This is a genomic window from Streptomyces sp. NPDC030183 (assembly GCF_055573455.1).
Window position 1 is genome coordinate 1 of the sequence record NZ_JBVIBK010000006.1, and the last position, 17,069, is coordinate 17,069.

14 protein-coding genes, 1 tRNA gene and 1 pseudogene are annotated in these 17,069 nt (G+C 69.5%); 9 read left to right on the forward strand and 7 right to left on the reverse strand.

What is annotated here, in order from left to right:
* The first annotated feature begins 272 nt into the window (after positions 1 to 272).
* Positions 273 to 1,415, forward strand: a complete 1,143-nt coding sequence (locus tag ACZ4Z2_RS08610; RefSeq protein WP_468073772.1) for an acyl-CoA dehydrogenase family protein — start codon at positions 273 to 275, stop codon at positions 1,413 to 1,415.
* 92 nt (positions 1,416 to 1,507) lie between these two features.
* Here the strand turns inward: ACZ4Z2_RS08610 and ACZ4Z2_RS08615 are convergent, their stop codons facing one another.
* The 4 genes from ACZ4Z2_RS08615 to ACZ4Z2_RS08630 all read right to left on the reverse strand — a co-directional run bounded on the left by ACZ4Z2_RS08615 (position 1,508) and on the right by ACZ4Z2_RS08630 (position 5,203).
* Entirely contained in the window at positions 1,508 to 1,837 is a 330-nt protein-coding gene (locus ACZ4Z2_RS08615; RefSeq protein WP_468074178.1) for a rhodanese-like domain-containing protein, read from the reverse strand.
* 140 nt (positions 1,838 to 1,977) lie between these two features.
* Entirely contained in the window at positions 1,978 to 2,985 is a 1,008-nt protein-coding gene (locus ACZ4Z2_RS08620) for a J domain-containing protein (protein ID WP_468073774.1), read from the reverse strand.
* A 200-nt stretch (positions 2,986 to 3,185) separates the two neighbouring features.
* Positions 3,186 to 4,622 carry a DUF2252 domain-containing protein gene (locus ACZ4Z2_RS08625; RefSeq protein WP_468074180.1) on the reverse strand — a complete coding sequence of 479 codons (1,437 nt, stop codon included), beginning with the start codon at positions 4,620 to 4,622 and terminating at the stop codon, positions 3,186 to 3,188.
* A 203-nt stretch (positions 4,623 to 4,825) separates the two neighbouring features.
* A complete protein-coding gene (locus ACZ4Z2_RS08630) occupies positions 4,826 to 5,203 on the reverse strand; it encodes a winged helix-turn-helix transcriptional regulator (RefSeq protein WP_468073776.1) in 378 nt (125 codons plus the stop codon).
* Positions 5,204 to 5,304: 101 nt separating this feature from the next.
* On the opposite strand from ACZ4Z2_RS08630, the gene ACZ4Z2_RS08635 reads away from it, so the two are divergent.
* Positions 5,305 to 5,958 carry an FMN-dependent NADH-azoreductase gene (locus ACZ4Z2_RS08635; RefSeq protein WP_468073778.1) on the forward strand — a complete coding sequence of 218 codons (654 nt, stop codon included), beginning with the start codon at positions 5,305 to 5,307 and terminating at the stop codon, positions 5,956 to 5,958.
* Between the two features lie 26 nt (positions 5,959 to 5,984).
* Here ACZ4Z2_RS08635 and ACZ4Z2_RS08640 read toward each other — a convergent pair.
* Positions 5,985 to 6,603: pseudogene (locus ACZ4Z2_RS08640) on the reverse strand (beta-L-arabinofuranosidase domain-containing protein); the annotation flags it as partial.
* A gap of 301 nt (positions 6,604 to 6,904) precedes the next feature.
* Here ACZ4Z2_RS08640 and ACZ4Z2_RS08645 point away from each other — a divergent pair.
* On the forward strand, positions 6,905 to 7,153 hold the full coding sequence (locus tag ACZ4Z2_RS08645) for a hypothetical protein (RefSeq protein WP_468073780.1): 249 nt from the start codon (positions 6,905 to 6,907) through the stop codon (positions 7,151 to 7,153).
* Between the two features lie 231 nt (positions 7,154 to 7,384).
* On the opposite strand, the gene ACZ4Z2_RS08650 is transcribed toward ACZ4Z2_RS08645, so the two are convergent.
* Positions 7,385 to 7,468 (reverse strand) — tRNA-Leu (locus ACZ4Z2_RS08650).
* A gap of 485 nt (positions 7,469 to 7,953) precedes the next feature.
* Between ACZ4Z2_RS08650 and ACZ4Z2_RS08655 the strand changes: the two genes are divergently transcribed.
* From ACZ4Z2_RS08655 to pknB, 6 genes are all read left to right on the forward strand, one after another.
* On the forward strand, positions 7,954 to 8,796 hold the full coding sequence (locus ACZ4Z2_RS08655) for an FhaA domain-containing protein (protein ID WP_468073782.1): 843 nt from the start codon (positions 7,954 to 7,956) through the stop codon (positions 8,794 to 8,796).
* Between the two features lie 10 nt (positions 8,797 to 8,806).
* Positions 8,807 to 9,325: an FHA domain-containing protein FhaB/FipA gene (locus ACZ4Z2_RS08660; protein ID WP_468073784.1), complete on the forward strand. Its 519-nt coding sequence runs from the start codon at positions 8,807 to 8,809 to the stop codon at positions 9,323 to 9,325.
* 128 nt (positions 9,326 to 9,453) lie between these two features.
* The gene (locus ACZ4Z2_RS08665; RefSeq protein ID WP_468073786.1) at positions 9,454 to 10,986 is read left to right on the forward strand and encodes a Stp1/IreP family PP2C-type Ser/Thr phosphatase; all 1,533 of its coding nucleotides are present in this window, start codon (positions 9,454 to 9,456) and stop codon (positions 10,984 to 10,986) included.
* A 27-nt stretch (positions 10,987 to 11,013) separates the two neighbouring features.
* Complete coding sequence (locus ACZ4Z2_RS08670) at positions 11,014 to 12,453, forward strand: FtsW/RodA/SpoVE family cell cycle protein (RefSeq protein ID WP_468073788.1); 1,440 nt, start codon at positions 11,014 to 11,016, stop codon at positions 12,451 to 12,453.
* On the forward strand, positions 12,450 to 13,910 hold the full coding sequence (locus tag ACZ4Z2_RS08675; RefSeq protein ID WP_468073790.1) for a peptidoglycan D,D-transpeptidase FtsI family protein: 1,461 nt from the start codon (positions 12,450 to 12,452) through the stop codon (positions 13,908 to 13,910). The genes ACZ4Z2_RS08670 and ACZ4Z2_RS08675 overlap by 4 nt, the downstream gene beginning before the upstream one ends.
* A 169-nt stretch (positions 13,911 to 14,079) precedes the next feature.
* Positions 14,080 to 16,092, forward strand: a complete 2,013-nt coding sequence (pknB, locus tag ACZ4Z2_RS08680; protein ID WP_468073792.1) for a Stk1 family PASTA domain-containing Ser/Thr kinase — start codon at positions 14,080 to 14,082, stop codon at positions 16,090 to 16,092.
* A gap of 232 nt (positions 16,093 to 16,324) precedes the next feature.
* Here the strand turns inward: pknB and ACZ4Z2_RS08685 are convergent, their stop codons facing one another.
* The gene (locus ACZ4Z2_RS08685; RefSeq protein ID WP_468073794.1) at positions 16,325 to 17,068 is read right to left on the reverse strand and encodes a class E sortase; all 744 of its coding nucleotides are present in this window, start codon (positions 17,066 to 17,068) and stop codon (positions 16,325 to 16,327) included.
* Position 17,069: the final 1 nt, after the last annotated feature.

Consider the following 17,069-nt stretch of genomic DNA (forward strand, 5'->3'; position numbering starts at 1 on the left):
CCACCCCCCAGGTCATCCCATCGACAGGGGGCAACAGTCATGCCGGGCCCGGAGGCCAGCGGCCCTCTTGCAGGACCGCGAAAAACATAACGGGGCTGGGGCGGGCCCCCAAGGCCAGGATCGTGGCTGCTGGCCGTCCCCGAGATCGGGATCGGGTCAGGGACTGCCGCCCTTCTCCTGGCCTTCCTCTCCGATCCCACGCCGTCATTCCCTTCTTCTAGAACCTGTTCTATCTTGACGCTCCGTCATCGGCGACACGGAAGGGCGGAACCGTGGACTTCACCTTCACCGAGGAGCAGCAGGCGGCGGCCGAGGCGGCGAGGGCGGTGTTCGCCGGGGTCGCACCGGACGGGGTGCCGAGCCCCTCACTCGTGCCAGGGGCGGTGGCCGACGACTTCGACCGACCCCTGTGGACGCGACTGGCCGACGCGGATCTCCTCAGCCTCCTACTGGACCCCTCCTACGGCGGGTCGGGGCTCGACGCGATCGCACTGTGCCTGGTGCTGCGCGAGTCGGCGAAGGTCCTTGCCAGGGTTCCGTTGCTGGAGACCAGCGCGGCCGCCGTGACCATACAGACGCACGGCAGCGAGGAGGCGAAGGCCGACCTGCTCGCCCGGGCCGGACGGGGCGAGGTCGTCCTGACCGTCGCCGCCCAGGGCCGCACGGGCCACGACCCGGCCGAACTCGCCGTCACAGCCCAGCGGGACGCGGACGGAACGTGGGTCCTCGACGGAGTGCAGACGGCGGTGCCCTGGGCGTTCGACGCCGACTACATCGTCGTCCCCGCCACGTCCCCGGTCGGCGCCCACAACGTCCTGCTCGCTCTCGTCCCCCGCGTCCACGGGGGCGTCACCCTCGCCGAGCAGTTCTCGACGGCGGGCGAGCGGCTCGCCGAGCTACGGCTGGAATCGGCCCGGATCGCCGCACGGGACGTCATCGACGCGGAGGGCGCCTGGGAAGGGCTCCGCGAACTACTGACCACCGGCACATGTGCGCTGGCCCTCGGTCTGGGGGAGGGCGTCCTGAGCATGACCGGCGAATACACCGGCAAGCGGGAGCAGTTCGGGCACCCGATCGCCTCGTTCCAGGCCGTCGCCGTACAGGCCGCCGACCGCTACATCGACCTCCGCGCCATGGAGGCCACCCTCTGGCAGGCCGCCTGGCGCATCAGCTCCGGAGCGGCGGGTGCCCTGCCCCCGGCCGGGGATGTCGCGGTCGCGAAGATCTGGGCCTCCGAGGGCGTACGACGGGTCGTACAGACCGCGCAACACCTGCACGGAGGCTTCGGTGCCGACGTCGACTACCCCCTGCACCGCTATCACGCCTGGGCCAAGCACCTCGAACTCTCGCTCGGACCGGCAGCGGCGTACGAGGAGGCCCTGGGGGATCTCCTGGCAGCACACCCGCTGAGCTGAGCGCCGCGCACACCGACAAAAGGGGCGCGCGAGTACCCCGCGCGCCCCCTGAAGCGTTGAAGGCCCTCGACCCGGGAGAACAAGCCCGTTCCCTAGAGAACGAACCCGCTCTCACCCTTGTCGTTCACCACCGGTCGTCCGGCGGCCGCCCAGACCTGCATGCCGCCGTCGACGTTCACGGCGTCGATGCCCTGCTGGACCAGGTACATGGTGACCTGCGCCGAACGCCCGCCCGAGCGGCAGATCACATGAACCCTGCCGTCCTGCGGCGCCGCCTCGGTCAGCTCGCCGTACCGCGCCACGAACTCGCTGATCGGGATGTGCAGCGCCCCTTCGGCATGACCCGCCTGCCACTCGTCGTCCTCCCGGACGTCGAGCAGGAAGTCGTCGTCCTTGAGGTCCCCGACCTCGACCGTGGGCACACCAGCTCCGAAATGCATGCCTACGACGCTACCCGACCACACGCCCATACACCGCCGCCGAGCCCTCACCGCCGCCGAGCCCTCCCAGGCACTGACAACCCTGGCCGGAGCGGCCACGTCAGCCCGTATGGCTACCGGCCTCAGCCGCCCTGCCCGAGCAGCCCCGCCAGTTCGGCCTCCCGCTGGGCGACTTCCGCCAGCAGCTGTTCGGCGATCTCGTCGAGGAGGCGGTCGGGGTCGTCCGGGGCGATGCGGAGCATGGAGCCGATGGCGCCCTCCTCCAGGTCGCGGGCGACAACGGTGAGCAGTTCCTTGCGCTGGGCCAGCCATTCGAGGCGCGCGTACAGCTCCTCACTGCGGCTGGGCCGGCGCTCCTCGGGCACGGGACCCGCGGCCCACTCCTGCGACAGCTCCCGCAGCAGCGTCTCGTCACCCCGCCCGTACGCCGCGTTGACCCGGGCTATGAACGCGTCGCGCCGCTCGCGCTCCTGGTCGTCCTGGGCCAGGTCGGGGTGTGCCTTGCGGACCAGCTCGCGGTAGAGCCGACGGGCCTCGTCGCTCGGACGCACCCGCTCCGGGGGTTGTACCGCCTGGTCGGTGAGCATGGCCGCGGCCTCCGGGAACAGACCCTCGGAGTCCATCCAGCCGTGGAACAGCTCCTCCACGCCCGGCATGGGCATGACCCGCGCCCGCGCCTCCTGCGCCTTGCGCAGGTCCTCGGGGTCGCCGGTCCGTGCGGCCTTGGCCTCCGCGATCTGGGCGTCCAGCTCGTCGAGCCGGGCGTACATGGGTCCGAGCTTCTGGTGGTGCAACCGGGAGAAGTTCTCCACCTCGACCCGGAAGGTCTCCACCGCGATCTCGTACTCGATCAACGCCTGCTCGGCCGCCCGCACGGCCCGCTCCAGCCGCTCCTCGGGCCGCTCGCCCCCGGCGCCGTCACCAGCCCCCGCGCCCGCGCCGGAAGCGGCACCGTCGACGGACTGCGAACCATCAGCTGACGCGCCGGCGGTTGACCCGCCCGCGGCCGACGCCCCCGGCGCTGACAGGTCCTCGACTGACGCGCCCCCGGCCTGCCCCGGGCCCCCAGCGGACTCCACAGGTTCGGCAGGGCGCTCGGACTGGGTCTGATCGGCTTCCGGGCTCGTCACCCGACCCAGCCTAGGCCACGACTCCGAGCGCCACCGAGCCCGCCCGGAGGCACCCGGCGCAGGCATCCGGCGCAGGCACCGGGCGCAGGCACCGGGCGCAGGCGACGAAGCCGAAACAGCGCCGGAACCGACCGCACCCCCTATACCGCTCGCCGACCCCCCTCACACCGCGCCGGCCCTCGTCCTGCCCCGGCTCCCCGTCACACCCCGACCTCCGCCGCGATCCGCCCCGCCCGCACGGCCGCCACCAGGTCCGCGTGGTCCGCCTCCGTGCGGTCGGCGTAGGTGACGGCGAACGTCGCCACGGCCTCGTCGAGCTCCTCGTTCTTGCCGCAGTAACCGGCGATGAGCCGGGGGTCGGCGTTGTGGGCGTGGGCACGGGCCAGCAGCGCGCCGGTCATCCGGCCGTAGTCGTCGACCTGGTCGGCCGCGAGGGCCGCGGGGTCGACGCTGCCCTTGCGGTTGCGGAACTGCCGGACCTGGAAGGGGTGGCCGTCCACGGTCGTCCAGCCGAGCAGCATGTCGCTGACCACCTGCATGCGCTTCTGGCCGAGGACCACACGACGGCCCTCGTGAGCCACGTCCGGAACATCGAAACCGGCGGTCACGAGATGCGGTTCGAGCGCCGAGGGCCGGGCCTCCTTCACCTGGAGCACGAGCGGCTCGCCCCGGTGGTCCAGCAACAGCACCACGTAGGAGCGGGTGCCGACGCTGCCGGTGCCGACCACGCGGAACGCCACGTCCTGCACGGCGTAGCGGGCGAGCAGCGGGTGCCGGTCCTCCGAGATCGTGGTCAGGTAAGGCTCCAGCGAGGCGGCGACCGCCGCGGCCTCCGCGTCGTCCACCCGGCGCAGCACCGGCGGGGCGTCCACGAAGCGCCGTCCGCCGCCCTCCACCGCCTCGGTCGACTTGGCCGCGAACCGTCCGCTCGTGTTGGCCCGTGCCTTCTCCGAGACCCGGTCCAGCGTGCCGAGCAGGTCGTGCGCGTCGGTGTGCGAGACGAGTTCCTCGTCGGCGATGGCGTTCCACGCGTCGAGGGCCGGGAGCTTGGCGAGGAGTCGCATCGTGCGCCGGTAGGCGCCGGTCGCGTCGAGCGCCGCCTTGCGGCAGGTGTCCTCGTCCGCCCCCGCCTCGCGGCCGGCGAGCACGAGTGAGGTGGCGAGGCGCTTGAGGTCCCATTCCCAGGGGCCGTGCACGGTCTCGTCGAAGTCGTTGAGGTCGATGACGAGGCCGCCGCGGGCGTCTCCGTAGAGGCCGAAGTTCGCCGCGTGGGCGTCGCCGCAGAGCTGGGTGCCGATGCCGGTCATCGGCGTACGGGCGAGGTCGTGGGCCATGAGGCCGGCCGAGCCGCGCAGGAACGCGAACGGGGTGGCCGCCATCCGGCCGACCCGTATGGGCGTGAGCGCGGCGATGCGGCCGCGGTTGGACTCCTCGACCGCCGTCACGGCGTCGGGCCGGTCGGTGGTGAGGGTCAGGTCGGCGTGCGTGTCGCGCGGCACGCGCTCGCGCAGGGCCTTGCCCTCCTCCTTGGGCGACCCCTGCGAGGGCCACCGCGCGAACCCGGGCACCCACGGCACCCGTCCCTGGCCCGCCCGCCCCCCGGACCCGGTCGCCTCCGTACCGGCCTCGGCCCCCACCGTCGTCACACCGTCTTCGATCACAGCGACCGCCTCCCCCGCACATGTCCCCGCACGGACATCAACTCGTGATGACGGTACAGCCGGTGGCCGAAACCCGTCAGACCCTGTGGACAACTCCGCACCCGGTCTCGCACTCGGTCCCGGCCCGCCTGTGGAAAACCTCGCCCTCTCCCGTCCTGCGCCCCGGCCTGCGCCTCGCCTTACTCGCGCACCACCCCCGCGCACGGCCGGCTACGCGGCAGGTGGATCTTGGCCCAGGCGGCGAGCTCCTGGAGCGCCGGCTCCAGTGCGGCGCCCGCCTCGGTCAGACGGTAGGTGACCCGCAGGGGCGGCCCCTCGTCGACCTCGCGCAGGACGAGGCCGGCCGCGGCGAGTTCCGTGAGGCGGTCGGAGAGCATGCGCTCGCTGATGCCGGGGATCGCCCGGCGCAGGTCGACGAAGTGCGCGGGGTGCGGCATCAGCGCGGCCACGATCAGGCCCGTCCAACGTTTTCCGAGCAGAGCGAACACACGCGTGATGCCTTCTCCGACCGGCTGGCACGGACCGGCGCCATGGAGCTCCTGCTGCTTTTCCGCCATGTGTCCAGCGTACTGGCCTACCGTTCGGGGGTGAAAAAAAGTAAGTGACTGTGTTATCCATAGTCGAGTACGGAAACGAAGCGACCTCCTTGGAGTGCTCCATGGCCACCCTTCTCCACCTGGACTCGTCCGTTTTTCCCGCCGGCGCCTCGACGTCGCGCGCGGTGACGGAGACCTTCCGCAAGGCATGGGAGGAACAGCATCCGGACGGCACGGTCATCTACCGCGACCTGCACCTCGACCCCGTGCCGCACATCAGCGCCGACGCGCACACCGCCGGCTTCGCCGATCCGGCCACCCACACCCCGGCCCAGGCCGCCGCCTTCGCCGAGCGCGAGAAGCTCATCGCGGAACTCGAGCAGGCCGACGCCATCCTGATCGGCGCCCCGATGTACAACTACTCGATCCCGTCGACCCTCAAGGCATGGCTGGACAACGTGGTCCTCATCGGCCGCACCGCCATGAACGAGAACGCGAAGGCGAAGGGCACCCCCGTCACCGTCGTCGCCAGCCGCGGCGGCTCCTACGCGCCGGGCACACCGCGCGAGCCCTACGAGTACGTGCAGAACTACCTGACCGCCGTACTCGCCGACGCGCTCGGCCTGGAGGTCGACTTCATCGTCCCGGAGCTGACCATGGCCCCGCACAACCCGGCGATGAGCGAACTGGTCCCGCTCTCCGAGGCATCCCGCGCCCAGGCCCTCGACGCCGCGGCCACCAAAGCGAAGACCCTCGCGGAACGCCTGGCCGCGTAACTGCCCGGCGCGTCGGTGCGCGGCACTCAGGCCCCGTACGACGCGTTCCGCGCGGTCATGACGACCCGCTCCCCGTCGGCCCGGCCGAGCAGCCCGGCCGACACCCAGGAGTGCACGGTCGCCCGCACGCGCGCGACCAGCGCGCCCTTGTCTGCGAACGGCGCCCCCGCCCAGATCTCGTCGAGCAGGGTCGTCCCGTCGGGCCTCGCCGGGTTGGCCACGCCCGCGTCGGTGCCGCCGAAGGCGACCTTCGGTTCGAAGCGCCGGAAGTACGCGTGCGTCGGGTCCTCGGTCCCCTCGTGGAACGGCGCGAACTCGGTGCCGTCCAGTGTGTAGTGCAGCGGCTTTCCGTCCACCGGCGTCAGGGAGGGCAGCAGGTCACCGGAGAGACCGGCGTCGCGGTACGGACCGAACGACAGGTAGCTCGTACTGGCGTTCCTGCCGACCAGGTTGACCGGTCCGTGGAACAGGGTCTGCAGGGACGGGTCGTCCAGGGCCTTCTCCACGCGCAGCCGGAACGGGATTCGTCACGCGCACGACGTCCCCGCCGCGCCAGGTGCGGGACGGGATCGTGAAGTAGCTCCCGGCCTCCGGCGTCCCGCCCACCGCACTGCCGTTGACGGTCACCCGGAACCCGGCGGTCGCCAGACATTCATCATTCGACATGACGAACGTTGTGCGATTTGCCGACCGGAAGATAGGTACGAAGTGAGCGAGCGTCAACGGTACTGACGAGAATCCAGCGACTCCACGCCCGGCCAGAGGCTTCTCCTCACCCGCGCACGCCCGGCGGACCGGCGCGAACCCGGCAACGTGCGCCCCCACGAGCCAGGGAGAATCGACCGGCAGGTGACCGTGATCGACGCTGGTCAGCCACCTCACCCGCGCCCCCACCCCTGCGGCGGGTGGCCGAGGCGCAGGCCGACCGGCTGATCCTGTCCGGACCATGGACAGCCCAAACGAGTTCGACACCTTGCAGCCCCGCCCCCACTCCGAGGGCGAGCACCAGGAGTTCCACGCGGTCATATGGCACACACGGACCGGCCTGATCGCCGGTTCCGACCGCGTTCCCCCCTCTCCCACCCCCGGGCCGCAGCCCGCCATCGCCGAGCACCCCGTCTACCAGGACCTACTGGTCCGAGCCCGCCGCTTCACCAGCCACGTCCCGCACTGCTTCAGGGAGAGCTTCACGTAGAACGTCAGCGATACGACCGCTCTGCGACGTTTCACGTGAAACATGCCCCCGCCCGCGCACTGGAGAATCAACACGCCCCCACGCCGTCCCGCGCCACCAAAGGGCGAAAGCCCTTACCGAGCCCCCTGAGAGACTCCTCACACTTCACGGACACCCGGTGGCCGGGCCTCGGTGGGCCCCCAGAGCAAAAAGAAGCGGTCCCATCGTCTTCACGATGGGACCGCTTCGCTGTGCGCGAGGGGGGAGTTGAACCCCCACGCCCTTGCGGGCACTGGAACCTGAATCCAGCGCGTCTGCCTATTCCGCCACCCGCGCATTGGGTGTGTCCTCAGGCCCTGCCCTTTCGGTGCTGGCGCCTTCCGACATCCAGAAGATTAGCACGGTGGAGAGGGTGGGTTCACATCCCTTGTCCCTGGCCGCTCCCACCCCGTCCCCGCCGGGTTCGGGCCGACCAGCGGGACCGAACACCTGCCCCGTTCCGCCACGTATCAACGAGTGCTGGTTCACGTATCAACCTCGTACCGGTCCCGGCCATCTCCACTGGAGGAGGGCAGGGTGCACAGCCGGGTGCGGGACACTGGTCTCGTGCCGCCTCTACGATCCTTGGCAGAGTTCGGACAGGGGTAGTTCGAAGAGGAGCTCCGGTGGGAAGCCGGGAGGGGACCTCAGTGGGCGTCGGCGCCGGTGACACCGGTCGACGAGGCCGACCGGGGGAACCAGCCGATTTCCCGGCGCGTGGATACGATCAGTAAGCAGTACGGACGCAGTACTCAGAGCGGTGACGACGGAGGAGGTGCCCCATGGGAGTCCTGAAGAAGTTCGAGCAGCGTCTCGAAGGTCTGGTCAACGGCACCTTCGCCAAGGTGTTCAAGTCCGAGGTCCAGCCCGTGGAGATCGCGGGAGCGCTCCAGCGGGAGTGCGACAACAACGCGACCATCTGGAACCGCGACCGCACGGTCGTCCCCAACGACTTCATCGTGGAACTGAGCACGCCCGACTACGAGCGCCTCAGCCCCTACTCCGGCCAGCTCGGCGACGAGCTCGCCGGCATGGTGCGCGACTACGCCAAGCAGCAGCGGTACACCTTCATGGGCCCCATCAAGGTCCACCTGGAGAAGGCGGACGACCTCGACACCGGCCTGTACCGGGTGCGCAGCCGTACGCTCGCCTCCTCCACCAACCAGCAGGCCCCCGGCGGCGCCCCCGCGAGCCCCGCGGGCGGCCGCCCCGGCGGCTACGGCTACCCGCCCACCGGCGCGCCCGCCGGCGCCCCGCCCATGCCGGCCACGCCGCCGCCCGGCGGCCGTCCCGGCTCGGCCCCCTACCTCCAGCGCGCCGGGGCAGCCCCGGGCGCCGCTGGACGCACGCGCTACTGGATCGAGATCAACGGCACGCGCCATCAGATCTCCCGCCCGACGCTGGTGCTGGGCCGCAGCACCGAAGCCGACGTGCGGATCGACGACCCCGGCGTGTCCCGCCGGCACTGCGAGATCCGGACCGGAACGCCCTCGACGATCCAGGATCTCGGGTCCACCAACGGCATCGTGGTGGACGGGCAGCACACCACCCGCGCTACGCTCCGCGACGGCTCGCGGATCGTCGTGGGCAGCACCACCATCATTTACCGGCAAGCCGAAGGGTGAAGCGGGGGCAATGTCAGAGCTGACCCTCACGGTCATGCGGCTGGGGTTCCTGGCCGTACTGTGGCTGTTCGTGATCGTGGCCGTGCAGGTCATCCGCAGCGACCTGTTCGGTACGCGCGTCACCCAGCGGGGGTCGCGCCGGGAGAGCGCGCGGCCGCAGACCGCCGCCCGGCAGGCCGCGCCCCCGCAGCAGCGCGGCCAGCAGCCCGCCGCGAGCGGCCGCCGCGGGCGCAACGCCCCGACCAAGCTCGTCGTCAGCGAGGGCACGCTGACGGGGACGACCGTCGCGCTGCAGGGCCAGACCATCACCCTGGGCCGCGCGCACGACTCCACGATCGTGCTGGACGACGACTACGCGTCCAGCCGGCACGCCCGGATCTACCCGGACCGCGACGGCCAGTGGATCGTCGAGGACCTGGGGTCCACCAACGGCACGTATCTCGACCGGAACCGACTGACGACCCCCACGCCGATTCCGCTGGGCGCGCCGATCCGCATCGGCAAGACCGTCATCGAGCTGCGGAAGTAGTGCTACATCATGAATAGGCGCGAGCGGAGCGAGCACGCAGCGACGGCCCCCACCAGGGGCCCCGGCGCGCTCCCGACCGGAGGGTGGGCACCGTGCGGATGTACCCGGAGCCGACGGGCGAGGTGCGCATGAGTCTGTCACTGCGCTTCGCCGCCGGATCGCACAAAGGCATGATCCGTGAGGGCAACGAGGACTCCGGCTACGCCGGCCCGCGGCTGCTCGCGATCGCCGACGGCATGGGCGGCCAGGCGGCCGGTGAGGTCGCCTCCTCCGAGGTGATCTCCACCCTCGTCACGCTCGACGACGACATCCCGGGCTCCGACATTTTGACGTCCCTCGGCACCGCCGTGCAGCGCGCCAACGAGCAGCTGCGCGCCATGGTCGAGGAGGACCCGCAGCTGGAGGGCATGGGCACCACGCTCACCGCCCTGCTGTGGACCGGTCAGCGGCTCGGTCTCGTCCACGTCGGCGACTCCCGCGCGTACCTCCTGCGCGACGGCGTCCTCACCCAGATCACCCAGGACCACACCTGGGTGCAGCGGCTGGTCGACGAGGGCCGCATCACCGAGGAAGAGGCCACGACCCACCCGCAGCGCTCCCTGCTGATGCGCGCGCTGGGCAGCGGCGACCACGTCGAGCCCGACCTCTCCATCCGTGAGGTCCGCGCCGGCGACCGGTATCTGATCTGCTCCGACGGCCTGTCCGGCGTGGTGTCCCACCAGACGATGGAGGACACCCTCGCCAGCTACCAGGGCCCCGAGGAGACCGTCCAGCAGCTGATCGAGCTGGCGCTGCGCGGCGGCGGCCCGGACAACATCACGGTCATCGTCGCCGACGTCCTCGACCTCGACACGGGCGACACCCTCGCCGGGCAGCTCCACGACACCCCGGTCGTCGTGGGCGCGGTCGCCGAGAACCAGCTCCACCTCCAGGACAACGGCATCATGCAGACCCCTGCCGGCCGCGCCTCCGGGCTCGGCCGCCAGGGGCACGGACAGGGCGGTGGCGGCGAGTTCGGGCCGCCCGGGTCCGGCGACACCACCGGGTATCTGCCGGCGGCGGGCAGTTTCGGGAACTACTCCGACACGGACTTCGTCAAGCCGCGCCAGAAGCGCAGGTGGCTCAAGAGATCCTTCTTCGGCATCCTCGCCCTCGCCGTGCTCGGCGGGGGCCTCTACGGCGGGTACCGCTGGACGCAGACGCAGTACTACGTCGGCGCCAACGACGACCATGTGGCGCTGTACCGCGGTATCAGCCAGGACCTGGCCTGGATCTCGCTCTCGAAGGTCGAGAAGGACCACCCCGAGATCGAACTCAAGTACCTGCCGCCGTACCAGCAGAAGCTTGTCGAGGCCACGATCGCCGAGGGCGGTCTGGACAAGGCGAAGAAGAAGATCGACGAACTGGCCACCCAGGCGTCGGCGTGCAAGAAGAACGCCGAGCGCCGTGAGGCGGCGGACAACAACGCCAAGACCGGTGCGGGCGAGGCCGGGGGCGTCACGGGAACCACGAAGACCTCCCTCACGTCCAAGGCCACACCGTCCCCGACGTCGACGCCATCGACGTCCCCGAGCCCGACCCAGTCCACACCCACACCGTCAGCCGGCCCCAGCCTCTCGGAGGAGGAGCAGAAGCTGGTCTCGCGGTGCGGTGAGCAGTAGGCAAGCCGCGAGGGGCCCACGCACACGATGAGCAGTTCTACCAACACGTCGACGCAGCACACGTCCACGATCGGCGCGATCGGCGCGCCGAGCCGCCGCAACACCGAACTGGCGCTGCTGGCGTTCGCGGTCGTCATCCCGGTGTTCGCCTACGCCACCGTGGGGCTCGCACTCAACGACCAGGTGCCAGCCGGGCTGGCCGCCTACGGCATCGGCCTCGGGGTGCTGGCCGGCATCGGCCACCTCGTCATCCGCAAGTTCGCGCCGTACGCGGACCCGCTGATGCTGCCGCTGGCGACACTGCTGAACGGGTTGGGACTGGTGGCGATCTGGCGACTGGACCAGTCGACCCTGCTCCAGCAGATCGGACAGGCCGGCGGCAAGGCGACCAATCAGCTGGTCTACACAGCGATGGGCATCGCCCTCTTCATCGCCGTACTGATCTTCCTGAAGGACCACCGCACCCTCCAGCGCTACACCTACATCTCCATGGCTGGTGCACTGGTCCTGCTGCTGCTCCCCCTGGTGCCAGGTCTCGGTGCGGAACTCACCTACGGCGCCAAGATCTGGATCCAGGTCGGCAGCTTCACCATCCAGCCCGGCGAATTCGCCAAGATCGTGCTGGCGATCTTCTTTGCCGGCTACCTGATGGTGAAGCGCGACGCGCTCGCCCTGGCCAGCCGCCGCTTCATGGGCCTCTACCTGCCGCGGGGCCGCGACCTCGGCCCGATCATCGTCGTCTGGGCGATCTCGATCCTCATCCTGGTCTTCGAGACCGACCTCGGTACGTCTCTTCTGTTCTTCGGCATGTTCGTGATCATGCTCTATGTCGCGACCGAGCGGACCAGCTGGATCGTCTTCGGTCTGCTGATGTCCGCGGCCGGAGCGGTCGGTGTGGCCTCGTTCGAGATCCACGTGCAGCAGCGTGTGCAGGCGTGGCTGGACCCCATGGGCGAGTGGGAACTCTCCAAGACACAGGTCGGCCACTCGGCACAGTCCATGGAAGCCCTGTGGGCCTTCGGTTCCGGCGGCACCCTCGGCACCGGCTGGGGCCAGGGTCACTCCGAGCTGATCCGCTTCGCAGCGAACTCCGACTTCATCCTCGCCACCTTCGGTGAGGAACTGGGACTGACCGGCGTGATGGCGATCCTGCTGATCTACGGTCTGATCGTGGAGCGCGGCATCCGGACCGCCCTCGCCGCCCGCGACCCGTTTGGCAAGCTGCTCGCCATCGGCCTGTCCGGCGCGTTCGCCCTCCAGGTCTTCGTCGTCGCCGGCGGTGTGATGGGCCTCATCCCGCTGACCGGTATGACGATGCCGTTCCTCGCCTACGGCGGTTCATCCGTCATCGCCAACTGGGCGCTCATCGGCGTTCTGATCAGAATCAGTGACACCGCGCGACGGCCCGCGCCCGCCCCTGCTGCCAATCCCGACGCCGAGATGACCCAGGTGGTTCGTCCGTCATGAACAAGCCTCTGCGCCGGATCGCGATCTTCTGCGGTCTCCTGGTCCTCGCCCTGCTCATCCGCAGCAACTGGCTCCAGTACGTCCAAGCGGATTCGCTCGCCACCGACAAGAACAACCGTCGCGTCGCCATCGAGCGCTACGCCACGCCTCGCGGCGACATCATCGTCGACGGCAAGGCCATCACAGGGTCCGTCGCTTCCAAGGGGCTCGACTACAAGTACAAGCGCACGTGGAAGGACGGCGAGCTGTGGGCGCCGGTCACCGGGTACTCCTCCCAGATCGTCGGCGCCACCCAGCTGGAGAGCCTTGAGGACGGCATCCTCACCGGTAACGACGACCGGCTGTTCTTCCGGAACACGCTGGACATGATCACCGGTAAGAAGAAGGAGGGCGGCAGCGTCGTCACCACCCTCAACGCCGCCGCGCAGAAGGCCGCCTTCAAGGGTCTCGGCGACAAGAAGGGTGCCGTCGCCGCGCTGGATCCGAAGACCGGCGCGATCCTCGCCCTGGCCTCCACGCCGTCGTACGACCCGTCCACCTTCGCCGGCATCAGCCAGAAGGACAGCGAGACCTTCTCGAAGCTGGAGAAGGACCCCGACAAGCCGATGCTGAACCGCGCGCTGCGCGAGACCTACCCGCCGGGCTCCACGTTCAAGGTGGTCACGGCCGCCGCGGCCCTGGAGAACGGCGTCGTGTCGGACATCGACGACAAGACGGACACACCTGACCCGTACAAGCTGCCGGAGTCGTCCACCCCCCTCACCAATGAGCACGGCGTGTGCAAGAACGCCACCCTCCGCTACGCGCTCGAGCAGTCCTGCAACACGGTTTTCGGCAAGCTCTCCGATTCCGTCCGCAACGACAAGATGATCGAGCAGGCCGAGAAGTTCGGCTTCAATAACGCCACGCTGGACACTCCCGTCCGCGCCGCGGAGAGCGTCTACCCCGAGGACAACCGTCCGCAGAACGCGATGGCCGGCATCGGACAGGCCTCCAACCGGGCCACCCCGTTGCAGATGGCGATGGTCGCCTCGGCGGTCGCCAACGACGGCGAGCTGATGAAGCCGTACATGGTCGACCAGCTGCGCGCCTCCAACCTCGACGTCATCGAGTCGCACGACCCGGCGTCGCTCTCCCAGGCCGTCTCGCCGGAGACAGCCCAGAAGCTCCAGAAGATGATGGAGTCCGTCGTCACGAACGGCACCGGTAAGAACGCCCAGATCGACGGCGTCACCGTCGGCGGCAAGACCGGTACGGCCCAGCACGGCGTGAACAACAAGGAGAAGCCGTACGCCTGGTTCATCTCGTACGCCAAGCTCAGCGACGGCAGCTCGCCGGTCGCCGTGGCCGTGGTGGTCGAGGACGGTTCCGCCAACCGCGGTGAAATCTCCGGTGGCGGTCTCGCCGCCCCGATCGCGAAGAGCGTGATGCAGGCAGTGATCAACAGCAAGAAGTGACCCCGCTCACGTCACCTCCACATCGGTGCACGTTGCGATACCGGTCCTGTATCGGGTGACGCGGTTGGCCAGGTCATGAAAGGCGAGACGGGTACCGTATGCCCGGAGCACAGCCGCCGGACCACACAAAGGTGCGGTCGGGACCGACGGAGAGGGCTGGTAGGAAGCTATGGAAGAGCCGCGTCGCCTCGGCGGCCGGTACGAGCTGGGCCAGGTGCTCGGCCGTGGTGGCATGGCGGAGGTCTACCTCGCGATGGACACCCGCCTCGGCCGCACCGTGGCGGTGAAGACGCTGCGAGCGGACCTCGCGCGCGACCCCACCTTCCAGGCCCGGTTCCGCCGGGAGGCCCAGTCGGCCGCCTCGCTCAACCACCCCGCGATCGTCGCGGTCTACGACACGGGCGAGGACTACATCGACGGGGTCTCGATCCCGTACATCGTCATGGAGTACGTCGAGGGCTCCACCCTCCGTGAGCTTCTCCACAGTGGCCGGAAGCTGCTGCCGGAGCGGGCCATGGAGATGACCATCGGCATCCTCCAGGGTCTGGAGTACGCCCACCGCAACGGCATCGTCCACCGCGACATCAAGCCGGCCAACGTCATGCTGACGCGCAACGGCCAGGTCAAGGTGATGGACTTCGGTATCGCCCGCGCCATGGGCGACTCCGGTATGACGATGACGCAGACCTCGGCCGTCATCGGCACCGCCCAGTACCTCTCCCCGGAGCAGGCCAAGGGCGAGCAGGTGGACGCCCGGTCCGACCTGTACTCCACGGGCTGTCTCCTCTACGAGCTGCTGACCGTCCGTCCCCCGTTCGTCGGCGACTCCCCCGTGGCGGTCGCCTACCAGCACGTACGGGAGGAGCCGCAGCCGCCGAGCGTCTTCGACCCGGAGATCACGCCGGAGATGGACGCCATCGTCCTGCGTGCCCTGGTCAAGGACCCGGACTACCGCTACCAGTCCGCCGACGAGATGCGCGCGGACATCGAGGCGTGCCTCGACGGCCAGCCCGTCGCGGCCACCGCGGCCATGGGCTCGGTCGGCTACGGCGGCTACCCGGACGACCAGGCGACCACCGCCCTGCGTTCCCAGGACGCCGGCGCCACCACGATGCTGCCCCCGATGAACGGGGACGACGGTTACGGCTATGACGACCGTCAGGGCCGTCGCCGCCAGCAGAAGAAGAACAACACCTCGACGATCCTGCTGGTCGTCGCGGGCGTGCTGGTACTGGTGGGCGCGATCCTCATCGGCCGGTGGATGTTCGCCGGTGGGGACACGGGCGGCGACACCCTCAAGGCCCCGAACTTCATCGGCCAGACGGAGAAGGAAGCCAGACGGGCGGCGGACAACGTCGACCTGAAGGTGACGACCACCCAGGAAGCCTGCGAGAACCAGAAGACCGGCAGCGTCTGCAAGCAGAATCCGGCTGCGGGTGATCTCGTGAAGAAGGGCGACACCATCGCCCTGGTGATCTCCACGGGCGCCCCGAAGGTCTCCGTCCCCGACGTCACGGGACTCCAGTTCAGCGAGGCCAAGGCCCAGCTGGAGGAGAAGGGCTTCCAGGTCGAGCGGAAGAACGAGGAGTCCGACCGCAAGCCCGGCGTCGTGACCAGCCAGGACCCCGACAGCGGCAAGCTCGAGAAGGGCTCCACGGTCACGCTGACGGTGGCCAAGAAGGCGGAGAAGTCCGTCGTGCCGACCGTCGAAGGCCGTAGCTGTGACGACGCCAAGGCGCAGATGCAGGCCAACGGCCTCGTCGGCACCTGCACCGAAGTGGAAACCGACGACGACAACCTGGTCGGCAAGGTCATCGCCACCAACCCGGAGGCGGGCACCGAGCTCAACCCGGGCGACACGGTGACCATCCAGATCGGCAAGAAGGCCGAGGAGAAGAAGACCAAGGTCCCGAACGTGGTCGGCCAGACCGTGGGTCAGGCGAAGCAGATTCTGCAGCAGAACGGCTTCACCAACATCCAGTTCGCCCAGGGCAGCGACCAGAGCGACACCGCGCTGGTGACCGACCAGGACCCGGACGGCGGCCAGGACGCCGAGCCCAGCCAGACGACGATCACCCTCGCCTCGGTGAGCTTCGGCGGCAACAACAACGGCGGCAACAACAACGGCGGCAACAACGGCGGCTTCTTCGGAGGCCTCACCGGCGCCCGCTTCGAGGACTGACCAGGACCTCACCCGGCACCAAGACCGATGCCCGGCCCTTTCTGAGAAGGGCCGGGCATCGGTCTTTGCTGCTGAAGGGCCGGGCATCGGTCTTTGCTGCTGAAGGGCCGGGCATTGGTTTTGCTGAGGTAGGGCCGGACATCGGTCTTTGCTGAGGTAGGGCCAGGAGCCGCCTTTCAGGGCGGAGCCGGACATCAGACACCATGCCGACGTTTCACGTGAAACAGCGCGGCTAGCGGAGTTCCTTCGGCAGGGTGCGTTCCGCGTTCACCCGTTCCACGCGCTCCAGCTCACCCCACACGATGTACCGGTGGCGGGAGGTGTAGACGGGGGTGCAGGTGGTGAGGGTGATGTACTTGCCAGCCTTCTTCTTGCCGGATTCCCTGGGGATGCTCGACAGGACCTTGACGTTGTACTTCGAGGTCTCGGAGAGGGTGTCGTAGACCTTGTAGACGTACCAGTTGTCCCGGGTCTCGAAGACGATCGGGTCGCCCTTCTCCAGCTTGTCGATGTTGTGGAACTTGGCGCCGTGGCCGTCGCGGTGGGCGGCGAGCGTGAAATTGCCGTCCTTGTCGGAGGTGGGGAGGGTCGCCTTGATGGGGCTCGTGTAGTAGCCGGCGACACCGCCGTTGAGGATCTTGGTCGATGTGCCCTTCTTGACCAGGACCTCGCCGTTCGCCATGGCCGGCACATGCAGGAAACCGATGCCGTCCTTGGTGTCCAGGGCGCCGGGGCTGTCGTCCGCCGCCGCCCAGTTGTCGCGGACCTTGTCGGCCTCCTCGCCGGCCTCGCGGTCGGCCAGGACGTTCGTCCACCACAGCGAGTAGACGACGAACAGGCCCAGCACCACGCCCGCGGTGATGAGCAGTTCACCGAAGACACTGACCGCCATCGCGATCCGTCCCATGCGACGGCGCTTCGGCGTCGGCTCGGACGCGTCCGTCCGCTCTTCGGTCTCGTCGGTGGTCACTGCCACA

What these genes read in the sequence shown, in the direction of transcription:
- ACZ4Z2_RS08630 (WP_468073776.1), bottom strand. Translation starts at nt 5,203, where the DNA reads ATGGCGGAAAAGCAGCAGGAGCTCCATGGCGCCGGTCCGTGCCAGCCG.
- ACZ4Z2_RS08635 (WP_468073778.1), top strand. Translation starts at nt 5,305, where the DNA reads ATGGCCACCCTTCTCCACCTGGACTCGTCCGTTTTTCCCGCCGGCGCC.
- ACZ4Z2_RS08645 (WP_468073780.1), top strand. Translation starts at nt 6,905, where the DNA reads ATGGACAGCCCAAACGAGTTCGACACCTTGCAGCCCCGCCCCCACTCC.
- ACZ4Z2_RS08655 (WP_468073782.1), top strand. Translation starts at nt 7,954, where the DNA reads ATGGGAGTCCTGAAGAAGTTCGAGCAGCGTCTCGAAGGTCTGGTCAAC.
- ACZ4Z2_RS08660 (WP_468073784.1), top strand. Translation starts at nt 8,807, where the DNA reads ATGTCAGAGCTGACCCTCACGGTCATGCGGCTGGGGTTCCTGGCCGTA.
- ACZ4Z2_RS08665 (WP_468073786.1), top strand. Translation starts at nt 9,454, where the DNA reads ATGAGTCTGTCACTGCGCTTCGCCGCCGGATCGCACAAAGGCATGATC.
- ACZ4Z2_RS08670 (WP_468073788.1), top strand. Translation starts at nt 11,014, where the DNA reads ATGAGCAGTTCTACCAACACGTCGACGCAGCACACGTCCACGATCGGC.
- ACZ4Z2_RS08675 (WP_468073790.1), top strand. Translation starts at nt 12,450, where the DNA reads ATGAACAAGCCTCTGCGCCGGATCGCGATCTTCTGCGGTCTCCTGGTC.
- pknB (WP_468073792.1), top strand. Translation starts at nt 14,080, where the DNA reads ATGGAAGAGCCGCGTCGCCTCGGCGGCCGGTACGAGCTGGGCCAGGTG.